14 protein-coding genes are annotated in these 24,992 nt (G+C 31.8%); 11 read left to right on the top strand and 3 right to left on the bottom strand.

Going from position 1 to position 24,992, the window contains the following annotated elements:
* Nucleotides 1-4: 4 nt before the first annotated feature.
* Complete coding sequence (locus tag RC62_RS17820; protein ID WP_055097547.1) at nt 5-1,885, bottom strand: M1 family metallopeptidase; 1,881 nt, start codon at nt 1,883-1,885, stop codon at nt 5-7.
* Between the two features lie 61 nt (nt 1,886-1,946).
* The gene (locus RC62_RS17825) at nt 1,947-3,563 is read right to left on the bottom strand and encodes a S8 family peptidase (RefSeq protein WP_055097548.1); all 1,617 of its coding nucleotides are present in this window, start codon (nt 3,561-3,563) and stop codon (nt 1,947-1,949) included.
* A 278-nt stretch (nt 3,564-3,841) separates the two neighbouring features.
* Here RC62_RS17825 and RC62_RS17830 point away from each other — a divergent pair, with 278 nt between their 5' ends.
* The 5 genes from RC62_RS17830 (at nt 3,842) to RC62_RS17850 (ending at nt 18,735) form a co-directional block, all read left to right on the top strand.
* Entirely contained in the window at nt 3,842-8,992 is a 5,151-nt protein-coding gene (locus tag RC62_RS17830; RefSeq protein WP_055097549.1) for a leucine-rich repeat domain-containing protein, read from the top strand.
* A 166-nt stretch (nt 8,993-9,158) separates the two neighbouring features.
* Nucleotides 9,159-13,583, top strand: a complete 4,425-nt coding sequence (locus tag RC62_RS17835; RefSeq protein WP_055097552.1) for a T9SS type A sorting domain-containing protein — start codon at nt 9,159-9,161, stop codon at nt 13,581-13,583.
* A gap of 2 nt (nt 13,584-13,585) precedes the next feature.
* On the top strand, nt 13,586-14,266 hold the full coding sequence (locus RC62_RS17840; RefSeq protein ID WP_055097553.1) for a hypothetical protein: 681 nt from the start codon (nt 13,586-13,588) through the stop codon (nt 14,264-14,266).
* Nucleotides 14,267-14,443: 177 nt separating this feature from the next.
* Entirely contained in the window at nt 14,444-17,245 is a 2,802-nt protein-coding gene (locus tag RC62_RS17845) for a leucine-rich repeat domain-containing protein (protein WP_055097555.1), read from the top strand.
* A 152-nt stretch (nt 17,246-17,397) separates the two neighbouring features.
* Nucleotides 17,398-18,735: a T9SS type A sorting domain-containing protein gene (locus RC62_RS17850; RefSeq protein ID WP_055097556.1), complete on the top strand. Its 1,338-nt coding sequence runs from the start codon at nt 17,398-17,400 to the stop codon at nt 18,733-18,735.
* Between the two features lie 73 nt (nt 18,736-18,808).
* Here RC62_RS17850 and RC62_RS17855 read toward each other — a convergent pair whose 3' ends face one another.
* On the bottom strand, nt 18,809-19,666 hold the full coding sequence (locus RC62_RS17855) for an MBL fold metallo-hydrolase (RefSeq protein WP_055097557.1): 858 nt from the start codon (nt 19,664-19,666) through the stop codon (nt 18,809-18,811).
* Between the two features lie 373 nt (nt 19,667-20,039).
* On the opposite strand from RC62_RS17855, the gene RC62_RS17865 reads away from it, so the two are divergent.
* From RC62_RS17865 to sufD, 6 genes are all read left to right on the top strand, one after another.
* Nucleotides 20,040-20,369, top strand: a complete 330-nt coding sequence (locus RC62_RS17865; protein WP_055097560.1) for a HesB/IscA family protein — start codon at nt 20,040-20,042, stop codon at nt 20,367-20,369.
* A gap of 69 nt (nt 20,370-20,438) precedes the next feature.
* Entirely contained in the window at nt 20,439-21,887 is a 1,449-nt protein-coding gene (gene sufB, locus RC62_RS17870; protein ID WP_055097561.1) for a Fe-S cluster assembly protein SufB, read from the top strand.
* A 7-nt stretch (nt 21,888-21,894) separates the two neighbouring features.
* The gene (locus tag RC62_RS17875) at nt 21,895-22,383 is read left to right on the top strand and encodes a flavodoxin family protein (RefSeq protein WP_055097563.1); all 489 of its coding nucleotides are present in this window, start codon (nt 21,895-21,897) and stop codon (nt 22,381-22,383) included.
* A 13-nt stretch (nt 22,384-22,396) separates the two neighbouring features.
* Nucleotides 22,397-23,143: a Fe-S cluster assembly ATPase SufC gene (sufC, locus tag RC62_RS17880; protein ID WP_055097564.1), complete on the top strand. Its 747-nt coding sequence runs from the start codon at nt 22,397-22,399 to the stop codon at nt 23,141-23,143.
* Between the two features lie 39 nt (nt 23,144-23,182).
* Nucleotides 23,183-23,551: a four helix bundle protein gene (locus RC62_RS17885; RefSeq protein ID WP_055097566.1), complete on the top strand. Its 369-nt coding sequence runs from the start codon at nt 23,183-23,185 to the stop codon at nt 23,549-23,551.
* 117 nt (nt 23,552-23,668) lie between these two features.
* Complete coding sequence (sufD, locus tag RC62_RS17890; protein WP_055097568.1) at nt 23,669-24,985, top strand: Fe-S cluster assembly protein SufD; 1,317 nt, start codon at nt 23,669-23,671, stop codon at nt 24,983-24,985.
* Nucleotides 24,986-24,992: the final 7 nt, after the last annotated feature.

The raw sequence follows: 24,992 nt of genomic DNA on the forward strand, positions 1-24,992 counted from the left end.
AAGATTACTTCACTTCATAAACATTATTTGCAGCTTTCACATCTGCCATTAATCCGCTTGGATCTATGGTGATTTTTTTAATCGCTGTTTTGTTTTTGTCGATTGTAAAACTGTAGTTGGATTGCGCCCATGCCCAATCAGCCAGAACTGTTCTTTTTACGTTCGGGTTTGGATTTGGTTTAATGAAATTCATCATTCTTAACGGAATGTAGAAAGTTTCAGAAGTTCCATCTGTATATTGAACTGTTAAATCTATTGGCATTGGCATTCTGCCTATTCTTTCTAAACTTACAGTAGTTTTTCCTGCATTATCTGCTACGTCTTTGATTCCGTAATCAATTGTATTTGTAGTTTCTGTCCAGTCGATTAAATACCAGTCTAACTCAGCCCCTGAAACTCTTTCAGCAGTTCTTTTAATATCGTTTGGTGTTGGATGCTTGAATTTAAAATCGTTAAAATATCTTTTTAAAGTGGCATCAACATTCTCTTTTCCAATTACATATTCTAATTGCGATAAAAAGATACTTCCTTTTACATAAGCTGAAATACTGTAAGGTCTGTTTTCGTCGTAACGATCGCCGTGAGTTCCCTGTGGCTGTTCTTTACCAGAATTTACTAATTGATAATATGCTGTATAATTTCCTTTAAACGGATTTACTTCTTTTTTATCTCCTTTTAATTCATTCAAAGCACTGTCTTCAATGTAAGTTGTAAAACCTTCATCCATCCATGGGTGTTTTGACTCATTTGAAGCTAAAATATGCTGAAACCATGAATGTCCTAATTCGTGTGTTGCAGTTCCTAAAATTCCCTGAAGTGTTCCGTTGCCTAACATTAATGTACACATTGCATACTCCATTCCGCCATCTCCTCCCTGGATAAACGAATATTGTTTGTATGGATATGCTCCAACTCTATTGTTGTAATAATCCATTACTTTTACCATTAAAGGCTCTAATTGTTTCCAATTTTCAGTTGTTTTTGGATTGTTTTTATAGAAGAAATGCAAATCAACATCATTTGGTCCTTTTACAATATCATGCGTATATTCTTTGTCCGCGGCCCAGGTAAAATCATGAACATTTGGTGCAATAAAATGCCATGTCAATGTTTTTGCTTTTTTAGGATAAGTAACTGTGACACCGGCATCTTCATAACCGTGACCAATTTCGTTTTTGTCTTGTAAATATCCTGAACCTCCAATGGTATATTCTTTATCGATTGTAATTTTTACATCAAAATTACCCCAAACACCGTGAAATTCTCTTGCGATGTAAGGATCTGCATGCCATCCTTCAAAATCAAATTCGGCCAATTTAGGATACCATTGTGACATTGATAATTCTACTCCTTCAGAATTATTGCGTCCTGAACGTCGAACCTGTATCGGAACTTGTCCGTCAAAATCTAGGGTAAAAGTTGTTTTAGAATTTGGTAAGATTGGCTTTGCCAAAGTCACTTCAAGAATAGTTCCTGAAGTTCTGGTTTGAGCCGTTACTCCATCTTGTTTGAAATTAGTGATTTTTAAAAATCCAATTTCGTTTGGTTTTAACGTTTCAATTCTGCTTTGTTTTGTTTCCTTTCCTTCAGCATCTTTTACTTTGGTCACCATTCTTCCGTCCGGATCTTTTATCGTATGCAGACGGGCATCCATTTCGCTTCCCGGCTGAAAAGCATTTGGGAATAAATGATAAAATACCTTTTTTAAAGTATCAGATGAATTATTGGTATACACCAATTCTTGTTTTCCTTTGTATTGATAGTTTTTTACATCCATCGAAACCTCCATTTTATAATCAGCATGTTGCTGCCAATATGGGGCACTTTGTGCAAATGCAGAGTTTAGGCCTAAACTCAAAAAAGAAAATAGTATAATTTTACGCATCATTTTTTCAATAAAAATGGAAGAGCAATTGCTCTTCCATTAGGTTAATATGTGTGGTGTTTTATTTTTTAGACATTTTTTCTGCCATCAATAAAGCATTATAAGCATTTACCATTTTTCCTGTTCTTGATGTTTCAGAAACTGGTTTTGATTCATGATTTTCTCCTAAAACTACTGTTGCAGGAAGTGCAATTCCGGAATCCATTAAAATTTGTTTTACCTGAGCTGCTTTTAGTTTTGGATAATAAGAACGTATCAATGCCGCAACTCCTGCTGCGTTTGGAGACGCCATTGAAGTTCCTTGCAGGTATTTGTATTTATTGTTTGGTACTGTTGCATAAATTTCTTCTCCGGGAGCAAATACATCTACATTTATTTTTCCGAAATTTGAAAATGCAGCTACTACATTTTCTCCATATGCTTTGTTGATTGCACCAATTGTAATAACGTTGTTTGTAAATTCTTTAACGTTATCTTCAGAATCATTTGGGTAATTGATATTTTCTGTTTTATCGATATCATATCCGTCGTTTCCTGCTGCATGTACAATTAAAACATCTTTTTTGGCAGCATATTTTATAGCTTCATAAACCCATTTTTTATGAGGTGAAAAACTTTTTCCAAAACTTCCGTTGATTACTTTTGCTCCATTATCAACTGCGTAACGAATTGCCAAAGCGATATCTTTATCATATTCGTCTCCGTCCGGAACAGCTCTCACGGTTAAGATTTCTACATTGGTTGCAACGCCGTCTCCGCCTAAATTATTACCACGAATTTGTGCTATGATTCCGGCAACGTGAGTTCCGTGAAGTGCTTTTTCTTTATCAGGACCAAAAACAATATTGTTTCCGTAGTGTGCATCTTTAATATCATCCGGATTATCACCAACGATTTTTCTTCCGTCATAATCTTTATTCAAATTATAATTGAACTGATCATAAACTGATTCTCTATAATCTTCTAACTCTGCTTCCGGATCAAAAGTTGGCCCGGCATTTGTCAGGATTTGAGTCATGATCATTTTACTTCTTGAAACTTTTGGATCTGTTGAAGTAATGGCGCTTAAATCTTCTAATTTATAAGATGTTTTATTTAACTCTTTTTTTATAGTATTATGCACATCTATTAAAAAATCTACTTGTTGTTTGTCTTCTACAACTTTTTTAGATTTCTCTTCATATTGTGCTAAAGCATTTTTATACTCAGCAGAACCGTCATCCCCTTTTTTAATAATACGGGTTAATTCAAGATTTTCATGAACGGCATCTCCAAGAAAATTCCATCCGTGTACATCATCAATAAAACCATTTTTGTCATCATCGATTCCGTTACCCGGAATTTCTTTAGGGTTTGTCCAGATCATTCCCTGTAAATCCGGATGTTCAATATCAACACCTGAGTCTACTATACCTACAATTACTTTTGTACCTTTTTTTCCTTGTAATAATTCGGCGTAAGCCTTATCAACACTCATTCCCGGAATTGAATCTTTGACTAAATCAAGATGACTCCATCTTTTTAATTCATTTTCGCTAAGAGGTGCTTTTTTTACAATTGCCATTGGAGCAATAAGAGGCTCTCTTGGCGCTGAAACTTGCGCTTGTACAGTAGCGCTACAACCTGCTAAAACAAGTAATGCAAAAGCAGATAAGGTATTTATTTTTATAGGACTCATCTATCTATTTTTAATAAAAGTTAAAATATGCGCCTAAATTATGATTTTTTGTTACATAAAACTAACGATTAACACTGTGTTATGATTTTTGTTTTACTATTTAAGAAACTTCAAAAACTTTGTAAAACTTACCAATTTGTTTTTCCATCTAATACACGACAGCCAAATAGCTTTTGATTCAATTAGTATTAAACCAAGAATTAATTTAGTACGTCTTTCCGTAATAAAATCCCAAATGTAAATTGTATACTTGTAGTTCCAAATTCTAAATTCAATTTATGAGAACAAAACTACTTTTGCTGCTGTTATTAGCAAATTTTTCTATTTATGCACAATACACGGTAATTCCGGATATTAATTTTGAAAACAAATTAATATTATTAGGTCTTGATTCCGGTGTTCCTGATGGACAAGTTTTAACAGCTAATATTAATACTGTAACATCGCTTAATGTTGGGTATAACAATATTGCTGACTTAACAGGAATTCAGGATTTTACGGCTCTGACCCAACTGGTTTGTTCTTCTAATAGTTTGACGACGTTAGATATTAGTCACAATTTAGCCTTAAGCAATTTGTATTGCGATTCTAACCAGATAACAAATATTGATGTTTCTAAGAATTTAAATCTGACTACATTTTATGTTGGTTCTAATCCATTAACGACTCTGGATGTTACAAAAAATGTGAACTTGATTTATTTATCATGCGATTCGAGTATTTATAGTCCTAATAGATTAAGCAGCTTAGATGTTTCAAAAAATCTTGCCTTGACTTATTTAGATTGCAGGTATAATCAAATAACAAATCTTGACGTTTCAAATAATCTGGCTTTGACTCAACTGGATGTTAATGGTAATTTGTTGACAAATATTGATGTTTCTAAAAATATTAAACTAACCAGTTTATGGTGTCAGAACAATCAGCTTACAACGCTTGATTTTTCTAAAAATTTAGATTTAACTTCATTGCGTGTTAGTTCAAATCCTTTAAAAACGATTGACGTTTCTAAACATGTTAAATTGACAGAATTATATGCTATTTCCAATCAATTGATAACTTTAGATGTTTCTAAAAATACTTTATTATTAGATTTATTTTGTGGATCGAATGAATTAACGGTTCTTGATATTTCAAAAAATACTCTTCTTAGAGATTTACGATGCGAATCTAATAAGTTGACGGCACTAGATGTTTCTAAAAACCTGGCGCTGTATAATATTGATTGTACTTATAATAAAATAACAAGTCTGGATGTTTCTAAAAATACGAAGCTTACCGGGTTTGCATGCAAATCGAATCTGTTAATAAATCTTAATTTAAAAAATGGTAAAAACACTTCATTATCATCTTATATAGATTTTACAAATAATCCTAATTTAAGCTGTATATCAGTTGATAATGTAACGTATTCGAACACCAACTGGGCAAACAGAAAGGATGCAACGGCTAGTTATTCTACCGGTTGTGCAGCATATACTTTGATTCCGGACTCTAATTTTGAAACAAGATTAATTGCTCTGGGAATTGACACTGATGGTAAAAACGGAAAAGTTTTAACCTCAAGAGTACAAACTGTTACTACTTTAGACGTAAGTCGCGCAAATATTGCCAATCTTACCGGAATAGAGAGCTTTACGGCTTTAAAATTATTAAAATGTACCGGTAATAGTTTAACTAATCTTGATGTGACTAAAAATACGGCTTTGACAACTCTTGATTGCAGTTTAAACCTTATGACAAGTTTAGATGTTTCTAAGAACGTGTTATTAACGGATCTAAATTGCAGTTCGCAATATTTGTTAAGTTTAGATGTTACAAAAAACACTTTACTAACATCATTGCGATGCAATGGTTTAAACGGAAGCTCATATGCCCGAGGTGATGGAAAATTAACAGCTTTAGATATTTCTAAAAATACATCATTAACTCATTTATACTGTAACAGCAATCAGATAACAAGTCTGGATGTTTCTAATAACACTGCTTTAGTAGTTTTAATGTGCGGTTTTAATAGATTGTCTGTGTTAAATGTTAACAATAATACTTCGCTGGCGACAATATCGTGTGATGTAAACGATATTACTACATTAGATGTTACAAATAATGTTTTATTAAAAAATTTCAATTGTGGTTCTAATAAATTAACCACTTTAGATGTTTCTAAAAATACTGCCTTAGTTCAATTAAATTGCAGCGGAAACCGTTTTACAGCTTTAAATGTTTCTAAAAATATTGATTTAAACTATTTATCTTGTAGTTCAAATCAGTTAACAAGTTTAGATCTTTCTAAGAATCCTGCATTGGTTACTTTTTCTTGTGACTGGAATAATTTGTCTACTCTGAATTTGAAAAACGGAAAAAATACGCTGTTAAACAGTTCTGTTTTAAATCTTACCAAGAATACAAACCTAACCTGTATCACAGTAGATGATGTAACCTATTCGAATACAAACTGGACTGCTGCCAAAGACGCAGCTGCAAATTATTCAGCAGATTGTAACAATTTATACACGCTAATACCAGACATTAATTTTGAAAATAAATTAATCGCATTGGGAATTGATTCCGGTGTTGCTGATGGAAGGGTTCTAACGTCTAATATCAATACTGTAAATCATTTAGATGTTTATAACAGTTCTATATCAGATTTAACAGGAATTGAAGGTTTTACTGCTTTAAAAACTTTAGACTGCAGCCAAAATTTAATGACATCTTTAGATCTGTCTAAGAATACTTTATTAGCGGATCTAAATTGCAATTCGAAGCATTTACTAAGTTTAGATGTTACTAAAAATACTTTGTTAACTGGATTGAGATGTGATGGCCTTAGCGGAAACTCATACGATCGCGGCGAAGGAAAACTAACCAGCTTAGATGTTTCTAAAAACACATTATTAACCTACTTATATTGTGGTAATAACCAAATAACAAGTTTAGATATTTCTCAGAATAAAGCTTTAGAAACCTTAATATGTAGTGCTAACAGATTATCAAGATTAAATATTACTAACAATACCCAATTGACAACAATGTTTTGTGGTTTAAATGACATTAGTACATTAGATGTTTCTAAAAATGTTTTATTAAGATACTTTGATTGTACTTTTAACAAATTATCCACTTTAGATGTTTCTAAAAACACAAGTTTAATCCAATTTAATTTTAATTCAAATTTTTTAACAACGATTGACCTTTCAAAAAATACGGTTTTAAGCCATTTATCCTGTAGCACAAATCAGTTAACAAGTTTAGATGTTTCTCAAAATCCGGCATTGACTAATTTATGGTGTGACTGGAATAATTTGTCTACTCTGAATTTGAAAAACGGAAAAAATACGTTGTTGAACAGTTCTGGTGTAAATCTTACTGAAAATCCAAATTTAAGTTGTATTCAGGTTGATGATGTAACCTATTCTAATGCAAACTGGGCTACTGCCAAAGATGCAACGGCAAGTTATTCTGCAAATTGTGCGAACTTATACACTTTGATTCCGGATGTAAATTTTGAAAATAAATTGATCTCTTTAGGAATTGATTCTGGTATTGCTGATGGAAAGGTTTTAAATTCAAGTATTAACTCTGTAACTTCTTTAAATGTTTCTTACAGCTCTATAATTGATTTAACAGGAATTCAAGGTTTTACTGCTTTGACTAAATTAGAATGTAACGGAAATTATCAGCTAAAAACATTAGATGTTTCTAAAAATACAGCATTAACCTATTTAGACAGTAACAATAATTATTTGGTAGCGACATTAGATGTATCAAAAAATACGGCATTAACGTATTTAAATTGTTATTCTAACGGACTAAAAGCGCTGGATGTTTATAACAATAAAGCATTAACGACTTTACAATGTGCGTCGAACCAGATTACTTATTTAGATGTTACATCAAATACGGCATTAACAAAACTGGATGTAGGATATAATAAAATAGGATATATAGATGTTTCTAAAAACACGGCTTTAAAATCGTTGACGTGTACTTCAAATCAAATATATTATCTTGATATTACTAAAAACACAGCATTGACTGAATTGTGGTCCGGAAATAATTTTTTTACCACTATTGATGTCTCTAAAAACACGGCCTTAACTACATTGATTTGTAATACAAATAATTTAACTTATCTGGATGTTTCTCAAAATTTAGCTTTGACAAGACTTCTTGTATATAGAAATCAGTTAACAGGTATAAATGTTTCTTTGAATACTAATTTAGAAACATTTGACTGTTCTTATAATGCCATAACAGCTTTAGACGTTTCGAAAAACTTGAAATTAGATTATTTATATTGTGATAGTAATAAACTAACGAATCTTGACGTATCTAAAAACACAAAATTAGGTTTATTAGACTGCAGCAATAACCTGTTAACGGCTTTAGATGTTTCATTAAACACAAATCTAAATTCATTTGAATGTGCTTCTAACAAATTGGTAAGTTTAAATTTAAAGAACGGAAACAATACGCTTTTAGACCGATATAATCCTGATCCAAATTTTATTTTATACAGTGTAGACTTTAGAAATAATCCAAATTTAACTTGTATTCAGGTAGATGATGCGGCTTATTCTAATGCGAAATGGTCTACTCAAAAAGATGCTGTGGCAACTTATAATACAAATTGTGCAGGAGATTTTGCTTTGATTCCAAATCAGAATTTTGAACAGCGATTAATTGATTTAGGTATAGACACTGATGGCTTAAACGGAAAAATAACAATTGCAGATATTAGTTCAGTTACTTCTTTAGATCTTTCTAATAGCAATATTACAGACTTATCTGGTATCGAAAATTTTACTTCTTTAGTATATTTAGATTGCAGCAATAATCAATTGACCACTTTAAATGTTACTAAAAATCTGGCTTTGGAAACATTAAATGCTGCTTCAAACCAAATTACGACATTGGATCTTTCTAAAAACAGGAATCTTAAAATTATCTATATTGCAAATAACCCAATCGTTTCATTAAATCTACAGAATGGTAATAACCGAAATCTGGTTGTAGCATCTCCTACAGATAAAAAAGCAGGAAATATCACGACAACTTTTCTGGGTTTAAATACTTTAAGTTGTATAAAAGTAGATGATGTAGCTTATTCTAATGCAAATTGGTCCCGAATCAAGGAACCAACTACTACTTATTCTGCGACTTGTTCTACGTTAGGTATTGAAGATGCTGTTTTTGAGAAAGTAGTTTTATATCCAAATCCAACAAAAGGAGATTTAAACATTAGTAATATTGCTTTAGAAAAAGCAACAGTTTACAATTCAACAGGACAATTAGTAAAATCTTTTACTTTGAATGTTAATAATACCAATAACACAATTAATTTATCCGGTTTACCAAAAGGCGTTTATTATGTCTATTTGATTAATCAGGATACAGCTTCGGCAAAGAAAATTATTGTCGAGTAATTGTAATTTAATTAAACAAAAAGTTCCATTTTCTATAATATGAAAATGGAACTTTTTTATGTTTATCACTTTCTTAAAAAATTAAATAATAATCAATTACGTCTTCCCGTAAGGAAATATGAAATGCAATCTGTATACTTGCGCGACCTAATTATAACCTGATTATATGAAAACAAAACTACTCTTATTTTTATTATTGCTTTCTTTAACCATTACTGCTCAAACTAATTTGGTGCCAAATGGTGATTTCGAAACCTGGAGTTCATCTTCGCAGCCTGACAATTGGTATCGCTACTTTAGCGGTTATGTTTCTCAAAGTGCGAGTGCTCAAAGTGGTAAATCAAGCATAAACATGAGGATTGCCTCAGGAACGTATAACTATATTAATAGCGAATATTTTCCGGTACAGGCAAACAAAACCTATCGTATAACGATATACCACAGACTTTTAAACGGAGTTTTTTCTTCTATTGATTTGAGTTTATATCATAAACCAGGCACTTTTAAAGAGGAAATAATCAAAAAATCTAATGTTACTTTTTCTAATCTGGAATGGAGAAAAATTGAATTTGAATATACTTCACAAGTTTCAGAAAATATCGAAGTTGATATCTGGACAACCGGATCTCTTAATTCTGAGATTTTAATTGATAATGTATCGGTTGTAGATATTGCCGATGTTCCTTTGCAATATACTTCGATTCCGGATATTGAATTCGAAAAACGATTAATCACTTTGGGTCTTGACTCAGGCACAACTGATGGTAAAGTATTAACGTCTACTATTAAAACGGTTAAATCACTAACTATTGATCCTTCTATAGTTTCTGATTTAACAGGAATAGAGGATTTTGAATCTTTAGAGTCATTAACTTGTAATGCAAGTTCATATACTGGTGCAGGAGGAAATGGTAAACTTAAAACGATAAACATTTCTAAAAATGTTAATTTGACAACTTTGGGTATTGGCGGAAATCAAATTAGTAGTTTAGATATTTCTAACAATCCTAAATTGACTACTTTGAGTATGAGTTATAATAAAATTTCTAGTCTTAACACATCTGCAAACCCTGCTCTCACATACTTACTTGTAAGCAATAACCCAATTACTACACTTGATATTTCTAATAATTTAGCATTAACTTATTTATATTGTGGATCTACTTCTTTAACAAGTTTAAACATTTCTAAACTTACAAATTTGAGGGAGCTGGACATTCAGGGACTTAAATGGACAACGCTTGACATTTCTAATAATTTAAATTTAGTAGTGCTATCCTGCGGCTTTAACCGACTCACATCGCTAAATGTCTCTAAACACACCCAATTGCTTTACCTTCATTGCGATTCTAATCAATTAACTTCATTAGATCTTTCTACAAATAAAAACTTAATTCGCTTAACTGCTGACTCAAATCGTTTGACAACACTTGACCTAAGCAAAAACACTGCTTTGTCTTCAATATCATGTATTGGAAATAGCGAAATGACAACTTTGAACCTGCAAAACGGTAAAAACAGTCAGATAACTTCTATCGATTTACAAAACAATCCAAGTTTAAGCTGTGTACTTGTGGATGATGTGGTCTATTCTAATACAAATTGGGCAAAATTTAAAGACGCTTCTGCCAGTTATTCAAACTCATGTCCGCTTGTATACACTGCAATTCCTGATATTGAATTCGAAAAAAAATTAATCTCTTTAGGTCTTGACTCTGGTGCAACAGATGGTAAAGTATTAACCTCTAATATTAAAACGGTTAAATCACTAACAGTCGATACAAGAGTTATTTCTGACTTAACAGGAATTCAGGATTTTGAAGCCTTAGAAACTCTTTCTGCTACTGGAGGTGGCCATACCATTAATGGAGATTCAGATGGAAAACTGACAAAACTAGATGTTTCTAAAAATATAAATTTAACCTCTTTAAACTGTACAGCAAATAAGTTGACAAGTCTGGATGTTTCTAATAATAAAAATTTGAACATTTTAATGTTTAACGGAAATAAAATAACAACTATCAACATAACAAATAATCCGTATTTACAGAGACTAACATTTAGCAACACATTAATCAGTTCTATTGATATTTCTAAACATCAGGCTTTAACTTTGTTTGATTGTTCTTACTCGAAAATAACAGCCATTGATGTTAGTAAAAATCCAGGCTTACAAGTTTTAGACGTAAGTGGTAACGGATTAACGACTTTAGATGTGTCTAAAAATATATATGTATATAACTTCTATTGCGACGCAAATTCGCTAACATCAATTGATATTTCGAAAAATTTAAGTTTACTTAATTTTTCTTGCTACAACAATCCACTGACAAATATTGACTTATCTAATAATATTTTATTGAATAGTGTAAATTTTGGCGCTACTGCAATCACGTCAATAGATCTTTCTAAAAATATCAATTTAACATCCGTTAATTGTGGATCAGATCAATTAACCACTATTGATGTTTCTAAAAATTTAAAATTAAACTATTTTAATGCTAACAGCAGTCAGTTTAAAAGTCTGGATTTTTCTAAAAACATCAATTTGACTACGCTATATTGTCAATACAATCCAGTATTAAACGAGATAAATCTAAAAAACGGCAATAATACAAAGCTTACAAATGGAAATGTATCTTTAAACGGTAATCCAAGTTTATATTGTATTCAGGTTGATGATGTAAATTTTTCAACTCAAAACTGGACAAAAAAAGACGCATCTGTAGATTATACCTCATCCGCATGTACCGTACCATCATATACCCTTATTCCAGATGCTGAATTTGAAAAACTATTAATAGAAAAAGGAATTGACGGAGTTCAGGATGGTAAAGTCCTAACCAATAGAATTACAAAAATAAAAGTATTGAATTTAAGCAATACCAATACTAAATATAAAATTGAAAATCTAACCGGAATTGAGGATTTTGAAGCATTAGAAGAATTAAAATTCCCTAATAATAATGAAGCTAATATAGCAACAGTAAACCTGTCTAAAAATCAATTCTTAAAAAAATTAGATTGTAGACAATCCGGCGTAATTACACTAGACGTTTCTAAAAACACAGCGTTGACAGATCTAAACTGCTATGGCAACAAATTAACGAGTTTAGATGTTTCTAAAAATAGTGCCTTAACAACTCTTGATTGTTCTTACAATAGATTAACAGCTTTAGATGTTACTAATAATGTAAATCTTAAAAGCTTGTCTTGTTCTTCGTCTAATAAAGAAGGCGTGTTTAGCTTACAACAAGGTTTACTAACAAGTTTGGATCTTTCTAAAAATAGTGCATTAGAATTTTTAGATTGCAGTATGAATGAAAAACTGGCTGGATTGGATGTGTCTAAAAACACCAACCTAACAGCTATTAATGTTAGTAATAACAAATTAACTTCTATCGATTTTTCGGCCAATAAACTTTTAAAAAGCATCGCTTGTGAAAACAATCAGATAACAAGTTTAGATCTTTCTAAATATCCTGCTTTAGAATCTTTAAGATGCTCTTATAATCAACTAACAATATTAGATGTATCACAAAAACCAGGATTAAAAGTTTTAATGTGCAGCTATAATCAATTGACAAACTTAAATGTTTCAAAAAACCCTGTATTAGAAACTTTTTATTGCGACAATAATAAATTAACTGTTTTAGATTTATCTGCAAATCCTAACTTGAAGCAAATTATATGTAGTAATAATAATTTGACGAAATTAAACTTAAAAAATGGCGGCAATAAAAAAGTTAGCACCACTATATTCAACAGCTTTGCAAATAATCCAAATTTATCATGCATCACTGTTGATGACGTTAATTACGCTAATAATACCTGGGCGAATTTTAAAGATGCAATTGCAAGTTATAATACAGAATGTGGCTTTAGCTTACCATCAAAAAACTTTACTGTAGAATCAAAAGGTGAATCTTGTCTTGGTGAAAACAATGGAGAAATTAATATAACAGCAAGTGCACAATTACCGTACGTTGCAAACATAAACGGAAAAACTACCGCTTTTGCAAATAACAGTTTAAAAGTAAGCAACCTTACACCGGGAACATATACTATTATTGTAACAATTCCGGGAGAAATATATGAACAAACCTTTACTCTTGCTATTGCAAAAGGAGCCAATATTACAGGAAAATCTACGGTAAGTTCTCAAAAATTAGCAGTAGAAATTACTGAAGGAACTGCCCCTTTTACCGTTTTTGTTGATGGCGCAGAACAGTTTCAGACTAATGATGCCAGTTTCTCCGTAGATGTTAATAAAGATGCATTAGTAGAAGTAGCAACGGCAAAAGCTTGTGAAGGTGTTTATGCCAAAAAAGTTTCAATTTCAGATTTTGAATCGGGAACAGTTTCTGCTTATCCTAACCCAACATCAGGACATTTGGAAATTGAAATACCAACAACTAAAAAAGAAGTTATTATAGAATTATACAATTTTGGAGGTCAGTTAGTTTCTCATAAAAACTACATTATCGAAAACGGAAAAGCATATCTAAACCTTGAAGGTCAGCCTTCAGGAATTTATGCCGCCAAAATCTATTTAGACACTCCGGAATATCTTAAAATTATAAAAAAATAAAAATGAAGAATTATATATACCTCGCAATCATTGGTTTTTTATTTATTTCATGCGGTGGAGACGATTCAGAACCTGAAAACACTGCGCCAACTGTACCGGCATTAGTTACTCCTGCTGACAGTAAATTATGCGTCGACAACACCGTTTCGTTTCAATGGAATTTGTCTACAGATACTGAAAAAGATGTAATAACTTATCAAATTCAGGTAGCGAAAGACAATACATTTTCTCAAATTGTAAAAGCAACTGAAGCTACAGCTAACAATACTTCTATTGCATTAGAGAAAAACACGGCATATTACTGGAGAGTAAAAGCAACAGACAGTAAAGGATTAGCAAGTGCATATTCTGCTACTTTCAAGCTTTACACAACTGGAGAAGCTGTGGTAAATCATTTGCCTTTTTCTCCTGAATTGGTACAGCCAGCTATTGACTCTCTATTGAATAAAACAACGGCTTCTTTAAAATGGAATGCTACAGATGCAGACGCAACAGATGTTTTGAGTTATGATGTTTATTTTGGAAAAACAAATCCGCCTACAGCGAAAGTAAGCGCAAATACAAGTGCAATTTCTTTTGATACTACAGTTGAACCTACAACAGAATATTTCTGGAGAGTTGTCGTAAAAGATAATAAAGGAGGAGAAACTGTTGGTCAGATTTGGAAATTTAAGACCAATTAAGAATTTTAAAAATTACAATTAGTTAACTAAAGAATCCCATTGTTCATTCATTTGAAAATGGGATTTTTTATGCGTATAACTTTCTTAAAAAATTAAATAATAACCGATTACGTCTTGCCGTAAGGAAATATGAATTGCAATTTGTATACTTGTACTTCCAAATTCTAAATTTAATTTATGAAAACAAAACTACTCTTATTGCTTTTATTAGCTATCTTTTCTGTCTCTGCCCAAACCCCAAATGTTCCTAACTACGTTCCTGTAAACGGATTATTAGTATATTATCCTTTTAATGGAAATGCAACTGACCAAAGCGGAAACGGTGTAAATGGAAATCCACAAAATCTAACCCTGACAACTGACAGATCCGGAAATAGCAATGCTGCTTATTCTTTTAACGGAATAAATAGTGGTATGTCTATTTATTTGGCAAATCAGCCACAAGTTAATAACACCAGAACTATAACTGGTTGGTTTAAGGCAAGTGATCCTGTTAGCTCAAGCGCTTTTGATTTTTGTCTTGCAAGTTACGGAGCTGTCGCAGATTCTTTTAAAATAAGCTTTTATCGTAAAGGATATTTAGATGTAAATTTTGATTCTCAGGTTTTTTCTTCTCAAAAAAACTTCTTCAATAATGAATGGACCTTTTTTGCGATGACATTTGATGACAATACTAATGTTTTTTCATTTTACATAAACAATGTTCTCGAACTAACCGGAACTGTTAGCTCGTTTACAAATGGATTTGGAGGTATTTGCAGCATTGGAAAAAACAATTCAAACAATTATTTTGAAGGTTCTATAGATGATATCGGAATTTGGAACCGTACATTAACTCAAAAGGAAATTACGGATTTATACGAATCAGGAAATCCTCCTAATCCTTACACTTCAATTCCTGATGCAAATTTTGAGAAAAAATTAATCGATTTAGGAATTGATTCTGGCATTGCTGATGGAAAAGTTCTTACTTCTAATATTAGCACTGTAAAGTTCTTAGACCTTACCAAAAGTAATATTTCTGATTTAACAGGAATACAAGACTTTGTATCATTAACTGATTTAAATTGTAGTCAAAATTCATTAACAACAGTAGATGTAAGTAAAAATATCAATCTGACTACTCTAGACTGTAACAACAATAGAATAACCTCTTTAGACGTAAGTAATAATATTGCTTTACTTAATTTGAGCTGCTATTCTAATCAATTAACAGCTTTAGATGTCAGAGTAAATACAGCGTTAACAAAATTAGATTCGGGTTCAAACAAATATACTGCTTTGGATCTAAGTTCAAATACTGCGTTAACTTTTTTGGGCTGTAATACTAGTCAATTAACCAGTTTAGATGTAAGTAAGAATACAGCTTTAAATCTGCTAGATTGCCGCGAAAATAAATTAACCTACTTGGATGTTTCTAAAATCACTACTCTAAAAGAGCTATATTGTCAATCTAATCAATTAACAAATTTGGATATAAGCAAAAACAAAGCTTTAGAATTTTTAAATTGTTCAAAAAATCAGCTAACCACTTTGGATGTTAGCGTAAATACTGCTTTAGTCGGTTTATATTCTAATTCTAATCCATTAATGAGTCTAAATTTGAAGAATGCAAACAATCTTAAATTTGCATATCTAAATCTTAAAGACAATCCAAATTTAACTTGTATTCAAGTTGATGATACAGTTTATTCTAATGCAAATTGGGCTAATAAAAAAGATGCTGCTGCAAGTTTCAGCACAGATTGCGAGCAAGAATATACGTTAATACCTGACAGTAATTTTGAACAAAGATTAATTCAATTACAAATTGATACTGATGGAAAAAATGGAAAAGTACTAAATAGCAGTATCGCTAAAATAGATCACTTATACCTTGAATCCAATTCTATCAAAGACTTAACAGGAATTAGTGGGTTTGTGTCTCTTAGAGGCTTAAGAGTTTCGAACAATTTATTGACTCATTTGGATTTATCTAAAAATACTCTTTTAGATACGTTAGATTGCTCCAAAAACAAACTTATAAGTCTCAATATCAAAAACGGAAATAATATTAAACTTCATAAATCAAGTTTAAAATTCTCAAACAATCCGGATTTAACTTGTATTCAGGTTGATGATGCTGCTTATTCAGATGCAAACTGGGCCAATATTAAAGATGCCACAGCTACTTTTAATACAGATTGTACCGTAGACTTTGTAGTACTGCCTGATACTAATTTTGAACAAAAACTAATCGATTTAGGAATTGATACTGATGGTTTAAACGGAAAAATAACTACCGCAAATATAGCTGGAATTACTTCTTTAGATCTTTCTAATAGTAATATTAAAGATCTTTCGGGAATTGAAAATTTTACTGCATTGACATTTTTAGATTGCAGTAATAATCAATTGACAACATTAGATGTGAGCAAGAATCTTGCTTTAGAAACATTAAATGCTTCTACAAACCAAATCACTACATTGGATTTATCCAAAAACAGTAAACTTAAAATTGTATACGTAACAAATAATCCATTAATATCATTAAATCTACAGAATGGTAATAATAGAAATTTTGTTTTACCAGCTCCAACAGATAAAAAAGCCGCCTCTTTATACACTAGCTTTTTAGGACTTACAACTCTAAGCTGTATTAAGGTAGACGATCCTAATTATTCTAATGCAAATTGGTCTAAAATTAAAGAAACAACAACTACTTACTCTGCAACTTGTTCTACTCTAGGCATCGAAGATTCTGTTTTTGACAAAGCAGTTTTATATCCAAACCCAACAAAAGGTGAAGTAAACATTAATAATATTGCCTTAGAAAAAGCAACGGTTTACAATTCATTAGGACAATTGGTAAAAACATTTACTTTAAATTCAAGTAATACAAATAATACAATCAATTTATCAGGTTTACCAAAAGGAGTTTATTATGTATACTTAATTAATAAGGATGCAGCTTCTGCTAAAAAAGTTATTGTTGAATAATTATAAATTGTTAAAACTAAAAATCCCATTCGTTGTGGCGAATGGGATTTTTTTTATGGTAAAATTAAAAAAATTGAATGATAAATATTACGTTTTCCCGTAAAAGAAAACCAATTACAAATTGTATACTTGCACTTTTTTAAACATAAATTATGAAAACAAAATTACTTTTACTTTTATTACTTTCTTTATCTACATTCGCTCAGACTAATTTAGTCACAAATGGAGATTTCGAAGACTGGTCTTCATCTTCTCAACCAGATAACTGGTTTCGCTTTTTTAGTGGTTTTGTTTCTCAAAGTACAACTGCTCAAAATGGATCTTCAAGTACTAAACTCAAAATTACCGGATCAACAAACTTCATAAATAGTAAGACTTTTGCTGTTCAGGCAAACAAAACCTATCGCGTTACTATGTATCATCGAGTTGCTTCAGGAACACTTTCTTCTGTTGAATTAAGCTTGTATCATCAACCGAATACTTTTAAAGAAAAATTTACTCAAATTAGCGATATAACTTTTTCGAGCTCTCAATGGCGAAAATTAGAGTTGGTATATACATCAACAGTTGCTGAAAACATTGAGGTGGATATATGGGCAACAGGAGTTACAGGTTCTGACATTTTGCTGGATAATGTTTCTGTTGTTGATATTGACGAACCTGTTGCGCAATACACGTCTATCCCCGATATTAATTTCGAAAATAAACTGATTGCTTTGGGTCTTGATTTCGGGGTTCCAGATGGTAAAGTATCTACTGCAAATATTGCTTCACTGACAGGTTTAAACATCTCACAATCATCAATTAATGACTTAACCGGGATTGAAGATTTTGTGTCTTTAAAAAATTTAGATTTTTCTTACAACAATGTTACTTCTGTAAATCTTTCTAAAAATATAAATTTAGTGAGTCTAAACTGTGTAGCACTTTATCCTGAAGGATTAGAATCTTTAGATCTTTCAAATAATGTTTTATTAGAAGAATTAAACTGTACAGGAAATAAGTTAGTCACTTTAGATCTTTCCAAAAACATTTCATTAATCAGATTAGCTTATAGCAGAGGCGAAGATTTAATAAGTATTAACCTTCAAAATGGCAATAATAAAAAAATACAGTTCCTTGCATTCCCAAGCCCACAATTAAAATGTGTGCAAGTAGACGATGTCGATTACTCCAATGCTAACTGGTCCTACAGCAAAACGGCAAATACAATCTTTTCTTTAAATTGCAATACTCTAGGCATCGAAGATTCTGTTTTTGACAAAGCAGTTTTATATCCAAACCCAACAAAAGGTGAAGTAAACATTAATAATATTGCCTTAGAAAAAGCAACTGTTTACAATTCATTAGGGCAATTGGTAAAAACGTTTATACTAAATTCAAGTAATACCAATAATACAATCAATTTATCCGGTTTACCAAAAGGAGTTTATTATGTATACTTGATTAATCAGGACGCTGCCTTAGCAAAGAAAGTTATTGTTGAATAATTATATATTATTAAACCTAAAAAATCCCATTCACTGCGGCGAATGGGATTTTTTTATGTTTAAGATTTTTGTTTTAAAGAATATCTTCACAAGTAAAAACGTCTTTAAGCCTTACTCCTTTTTCTGTATGTTCCACCGTTATAATCTGGTTGTGCGCATCATGTTCTAAAAACAAATAATGATTATTGTCTGCTGCTGCAGTAAGGAATTTTGATTTCTCCGGCATAGTCAGTAAAGGTCGCGTATCGTAACCCATTACATAAGGTAACGGAATATGTCCGGCTGTTGCTAATAAATCAGCACAAAAAACGATTGTTTTATCGTTATAATGAATATGTGGAATCATTTGCTTTTCGGTATGACCATCAACGTAATAAATTCCGAAATTCATTTCATCAGAAAATCCAAAATCACTTTCAGGACGGTTTATAAAATTCAATTGTCCGCTTTCCTGCATCGGTAAAATATTCTCTGATAAAAAAGACGCTTTTTCTCGTGCGTTGGGTTTTGTTGCCCATTCCCAATGATTTTCATTCGTCCAGAATTTAGCATTTTTAAACGCCGGTTCATAAAAAGTTTTATCCGAATTCCATTGTACACTTCCTCCACAATGATCGAAATGCAAATGTGTCATAAAAACATCTGTAATATCATCTCGGTGAAAACCATACTTTGCCAGTGATGTATCTATTGAATGTGATCCCCAAAGAGAGTAATACCCAAAGAACTTTTCAGATTGTTTATTACCCATTCCGGTATCAATCAAAATTAGTCGGTTTCCGTCTTCAATAAGCAGGCAACGTGCAGCAATATCAATTAAATTATTATCATCTGCGGGATTTGTTTTGTTCCAGATTGTTTTAGGTACAACACCAAACATAGCACCGCCATCTAATTTAAAATTTCCGGATTCTATTGGATAAAGTTTCATGAGAATAAATTTCTAATATCAAACAAAGCTAGGAAATACAATTTCGTTATGCTAAAAAATTCTATTTTAATCTTGAAACCTTTTAATCCAAATATAATCCTGATCGTTTTAATTATTTCTTTTTTGTGCTGGAAAACCAAAAAACCAAAAACATTAAAAAAGCATCATCAACAACGTATTCATTTAGTAATATAACTAATATCTATTTTAACATTTGTTATAATAATGTGAACCGTTATGGAAAAAGGTTTTTAAGTCGTATCTTTGCAGATAATTTAATTTCAACATTGAAAGACAGTACTTTAAAATGTAATAATTTAATTACTATTTTGAATATTAATTCAATTGAAAGCAAAAATAAATACCATAAACAATGATAAAAGTTTCTGATACAGCCAAAAAGAAAATCATCGACTTGATGAAAGATGATGGTTTTGATGCTGCTAGCGATTACGTAAGAGTAGGCGTGAAAAGTGGCGGATGCTCTGGTTTGTCATATGATTTAAAATTTGACAAAACCAAAGGCGACGACGATAAAATATTTGTAGACAACGACATAACAATTGCAGTTGAAAAAAAATCATTTCTATATTTAGCCGGAACAATACTTGAGTTCTCAGGCGGATTAAACGGAAAAGGTTTTGTGTTTAATAATCCAAATGCAAGCAGAACTTGTGGTTGCGGAGAATCTTTTTCGCTATAAATTTAAAGTCCAAAAAGCAAAATTTAAACGCTTAAAAATTAAATTTTAAGTGTTTTAAAAAACTAAAAAATGTCAAAATATACTGAAGACGATTTAAAAATCGAACTCGAAACCAAAGAATACGAATACGGATTTTATACCGATATTGAATCGGAAACGTTTCCTATTGGTTTAAATGAAGATATCGTAAGAGCTATTTCTCTAAAAAAAGAAGAACCTCAATGGATGACCGATTGGCGTATTGAGGCTTTTCGTGCATGGAAAGAAATGATCGAACCGGAATGGGCAAATGTTCATTATCAAAAACCGGATTTTCAAGCTATTTCATACTATTCTGCTCCAAAACAAGTAGATCCTACAAAAACTTTGGATGATGTAGATCCGGAACTTCTTGAAATGTACAAAAAGTTAGGTATCTCTGTCGATGAACAAAAAATGATGAACAATGTCGCTATGGATATTGTTGTCGATTCTGTTTCTGTAGCGACTACTTTCAAGAAAACATTAGGAGAAAAAGGAATTATTTTCTGTCCAATTTCTGAAGCTATCAAAGAACATCCGGAATTAGTTCGTAAATATTTAGGAACTGTTGTACCTCAAAAAGACAACTTCTACGCAGCATTAAACTCAGCAGTTTTCTCTGACGGAAGTTTCTGTTATATTCCAAAAGGTGTTCGCTGCCCAATGGAACTTTCAACTTATTTTAGAATCAACCAAGCAGGAACAGGACAATTCGAAAGAACTCTTGTTATTGCTGATGAAGGAAGTTATGTTTCATACCTTGAAGGTTGTACAGCTCCAAGTCGTGATGAAAACCAATTGCACGCTGCTGTAGTTGAATTAATCGCTTTGGATGATGCGGAAATTAAATATTCTACCGTTCAAAACTGGTTCCCAGGAAACAAAGAAGGAAAAGGTGGAGTTTATAACTTCGTAACTAAAAGAGGTTTATGCGAAACAAACGCTAAAATTTCATGGACACAAGTAGAAACTGGTTCTGCTGTAACCTGGAAATATCCTTCTTGTGTACTTAAAGGAGATAATTCGGTAGGAGAATTTTATTCAATTGCCGTTACCAATAATTACCAACAAGCAGATACAGGAACTAAAATGATCCATTTAGGTAAAAACACTAAATCGACTATTATTTCTAAAGGTATCTCGGCTGGTAAATCACAAAATAGTTACCGCGGATTAGTGCAAATTAGCCCAAGAGCGGAGAATGCGCGTAACTTTTCGCAATGTGATTCTCTTTTAATGGGAAACAATTGCGGAGCGCATACTTTCCCTTATATCGAAAGTAAAAATCCATCGGCCAAAATAGAGCACGAAGCAACTACAAGTAAAATTGGAGAAGATCAGGTTTTTTATTGCAATCAAAGAGGTATACCAACTGAAAAAGCGATTGCCTTAATTGTAAACGGTTTCAGTAAAGATGTATTGAACAAATTGCCAATGGAATTTGCTGTTGAAGCTCAAAAATTATTAGAGATTTCTTTAGAAGGATCTGTAGGTTAATTGCAAAATGGAAGGTAAAAAAGTAATCATTTTAGGTTCATCCAGAAAAAACGGAAATACAACCCGAATTGTGGATGAAATTTCTAAAGATATCGGAATAGACGTAATTGATTTAAGTGATTATAATATTTCTTATTATGATTACGAAAACAAAAACAGAGAGGATGATTTTTTGCCATTAATAAAAGGAATCATCGAAAAGTACGACACTTTAATTTTTGCAACGCCCATATATTGGTATAATATGAGCGGAATAATGAAGGTTTTCTTTGATCGTATTTCGGATTTAATCCGAATTGAAAAAGAAACCGGAAGAAAACTTAGAGGAAAGAAAATTGGCGTGATATCAAATTCACACGACAATGAAATTGAAGAAAGTTTTTACATTCCTTTCAAAAAATCAGCCGATTATTTAGGCATGGAATATTTAGGACACGCGCATTTTAATGCCAACATCTTAAACCAAACAACAAAAATAGAATTGACATTTATATAAAATAAAAAAAACAATGTTATCAATAAAAAACCTTCACGCCTCAATTGGTGATAAAGAAATCCTTAAAGGAATTAATATAGAAGTTAAAGCTGGCGAAGTACACGCTATCATGGGACCAAACGGTTCTGGAAAAAGTACACTTTCGGCTGTAATTGCCGGAAACGAAAACTACGAAGTTACTGACGGACAAGTTTTCCTTGATGGAGAAGATCTTGCTGATCTTGCTCCTGAAGAAAGAGCACACAAAGGAGTTTTCCTTTCGTTTCAATATCCTGTAGAAATTCCTGGAGTAAGTGTAACAAACTTCATGAAAACTGCCATCAATGAAACTCGTAAAGCAAACGGTCAGGAAGAAATGCCAGCGAATGAAATGCTAAAAGTAATTCGTGAGAAATCTGAATTATTAGAAATCGATCGTAAATTTTTATCTCGTTCTTTAAACGAAGGTTTTTCCGGAGGAGAGAAAAAAAGAAACGAAATCTTTCAGATGGCAATGTTAGAACCAAAATTAGCTATTCTTGACGAAACCGATTCTGGTCTTGATATCGATGCACTAAGAATTGTGGCTAATGGAGTTAACAAATTAAAAAGCGAGAAAAACGCAATTATCGTTATCACACACTACCAACGTTTGTTAGATTATATCGTTCCGGATTTCGTTCACGTTCTCTACAACGGTAGAATCGTAAAATCAGGCGGAAAAGAATTGGCTTACGAACTGGAAGAAAAAGGATACGACTGGATTAAAGCAGAAAACTAAACAGTCTAAAGTCGCAAGTCTTAAAGTCAAAAGAAAAATATGAGTAAATTCAATTCTTTCGAAGAAATCAATTCTTGGAAAAAATCAAGAATCTTCAATAAAAGAATTTATCTGATCACTGAAAACTCAAATTTTAAAAAAGACTTTGATTTTGTTAGACAAATTAGACGAGCATCAATCTCTATATCATCAAATATAGCTGAAGGTTTTGAGAGAAATACAGACAAAGAGTTTATTTACTTTTTATATGTAGCAAAAGCATCAGCAGGAGAAGTTCGATCTCAATTATATTTAGCATTTGATCTGGAATACATTATTAAAGAAGAATTTGAAATACTCTTAGAATCGGTAACAGAAATATCGAAATTATTAAGTGGTTTCATAAAATATTTGAGCCCAAAGTCATAAAGTCGAAAGTCATAAAGCCGCAAACTTTATGCTTAAAATTTTTAACCTTTTGGCAAAACAGTCGACAATCCTGAGTCTTTTGACTTTCGACTTTCGACTTTAAGACTAAACAAGAAAATGGATTTAAAAGAAAAATTAGTATCGTCTTTTATGGCTTTTGAAGAGCGTGTCGATGTACATTCAGATTTACATGATATACGCACAAATGCCTTAAAAAACTTTGAAAATAAAGGTTTCCCAACCAAAAAAGAAGAAGCTTGGAAATATACATCGCTAAATGCCATCTTAAAAAATGACTTTACGGTTTTTCCAAAACAGGAAAATGCAATTGAATTTAATCAGGTAAAAAAATACTTTTTACACGAAATCGACACTTATAAATTGGTATTTATCGATGGCGTTTTTAGTTCGCATTTATCTTCTACAACACATGACGGAATCGATGTTTGCTTAATGTCATCGGCATTGACTAAACCAAAATATAAAATGATTATTGATACCTATTTCAATCAAATCGCAAGTAAAGATGATAGTTTGACTTCATTGAATACTGCTTTTGCAAGTGAGGGAGCTTTTATCAATATTCCGAAAAAGAAAGTTGCCGATAAACCTATTGAGATTATGTATTTCTCAACAGGAAACGAAGCTGCATTAATGGTACAACCAAGAAATTTGGTTATTGTGGGTGAAAATTCGCATGTTCAAATTATCGAGCGCCACCAAAGTTTGAATGAAAATCCAGTTTTAACCAATTCGGTTACAGAGATTTTTGCTCAAAAACGTGCGATTGTTGATTACTACAAAATTCAAAATGACAACAGCGAAGCCAATTTAATTGACAATACTTATGTTTCTCAACAACAGGAAAGTCACGCTTATGTGCACACTTTCTCGTTTGGAGGAAATTTGACTCGTAACAATTTGAATTTTTATCACTTTGGTGAAAGATTGACAAGTACGCTTAACGGAATTTCAATCTTAAATGATAAACAACACGTTGATCATTATACTTTGGTAAACCACGCAACGCCAAATTGCGAAAGTTTCCAGGATTATAAGGGAATTTTCTCTGATCGCTCAACAGGAGTTTTCAACGGAAAAGTTTTGGTAGAAAAAGAAGCTCAAAAAACAAATGCTTTTCAAAAAAGTAACAACATTTTATTGAGTGACAAAGCAACTATCAATGCAAAACCACAATTAGAGATTTTCGCTGATGACGTAAAATGTTCTCACGGTTGTACCGTAGGACAACTTGATGAAACAGCTATGTTCTACATGCAATCTCGTGGAATCCCGAAAAAAGAAGCTAAAGCTTTATTGATGTATGCATTCTCGAATGCAGTAATCGAAAGCATCAAAATACCGGAATTAAAACAAAGAATTACTAAAATCATTGCCATGAAATTAGGCGTGAATTTAGGATTTGATTTGTAGTTTAGTT

This window comes from Flavobacterium aquidurense (assembly GCF_001404985.1).
Taxonomy (GTDB): domain Bacteria; phylum Bacteroidota; class Bacteroidia; order Flavobacteriales; family Flavobacteriaceae; genus Flavobacterium; species Flavobacterium aquidurense_B.

What these genes read in the sequence shown, in the direction of transcription:
- sufC (WP_055097564.1), top strand. Translation starts at nt 22,397, where the DNA reads ATGTTATCAATAAAAAACCTTCACGCCTCAATTGGTGATAAAGAAATC.
- RC62_RS17885 (WP_055097566.1), top strand. Translation starts at nt 23,183, where the DNA reads ATGAGTAAATTCAATTCTTTCGAAGAAATCAATTCTTGGAAAAAATCA.
- RC62_RS17855 (WP_055097557.1), bottom strand. Translation starts at nt 19,666, where the DNA reads ATGAAACTTTATCCAATAGAATCCGGAAATTTTAAATTAGATGGCGGT.
- RC62_RS17830 (WP_055097549.1), top strand. Translation starts at nt 3,842, where the DNA reads ATGAGAACAAAACTACTTTTGCTGCTGTTATTAGCAAATTTTTCTATT.
- RC62_RS17850 (WP_055097556.1), top strand. Translation starts at nt 17,398, where the DNA reads ATGAAAACAAAATTACTTTTACTTTTATTACTTTCTTTATCTACATTC.
- RC62_RS17835 (WP_055097552.1), top strand. Translation starts at nt 9,159, where the DNA reads ATGAAAACAAAACTACTCTTATTTTTATTATTGCTTTCTTTAACCATT.
- RC62_RS17825 (WP_055097548.1), bottom strand. Translation starts at nt 3,563, where the DNA reads ATGAGTCCTATAAAAATAAATACCTTATCTGCTTTTGCATTACTTGTT.
- RC62_RS17865 (WP_055097560.1), top strand. Translation starts at nt 20,040, where the DNA reads ATGATAAAAGTTTCTGATACAGCCAAAAAGAAAATCATCGACTTGATG.
- sufB (WP_055097561.1), top strand. Translation starts at nt 20,439, where the DNA reads ATGTCAAAATATACTGAAGACGATTTAAAAATCGAACTCGAAACCAAA.
- RC62_RS17875 (WP_055097563.1), top strand. Translation starts at nt 21,895, where the DNA reads ATGGAAGGTAAAAAAGTAATCATTTTAGGTTCATCCAGAAAAAACGGA.
- RC62_RS17840 (WP_055097553.1), top strand. Translation starts at nt 13,586, where the DNA reads ATGAAGAATTATATATACCTCGCAATCATTGGTTTTTTATTTATTTCA.
- sufD (WP_055097568.1), top strand. Translation starts at nt 23,669, where the DNA reads ATGGATTTAAAAGAAAAATTAGTATCGTCTTTTATGGCTTTTGAAGAG.
- RC62_RS17845 (WP_055097555.1), top strand. Translation starts at nt 14,444, where the DNA reads ATGAAAACAAAACTACTCTTATTGCTTTTATTAGCTATCTTTTCTGTC.
- RC62_RS17820 (WP_055097547.1), bottom strand. Translation starts at nt 1,885, where the DNA reads ATGCGTAAAATTATACTATTTTCTTTTTTGAGTTTAGGCCTAAACTCT.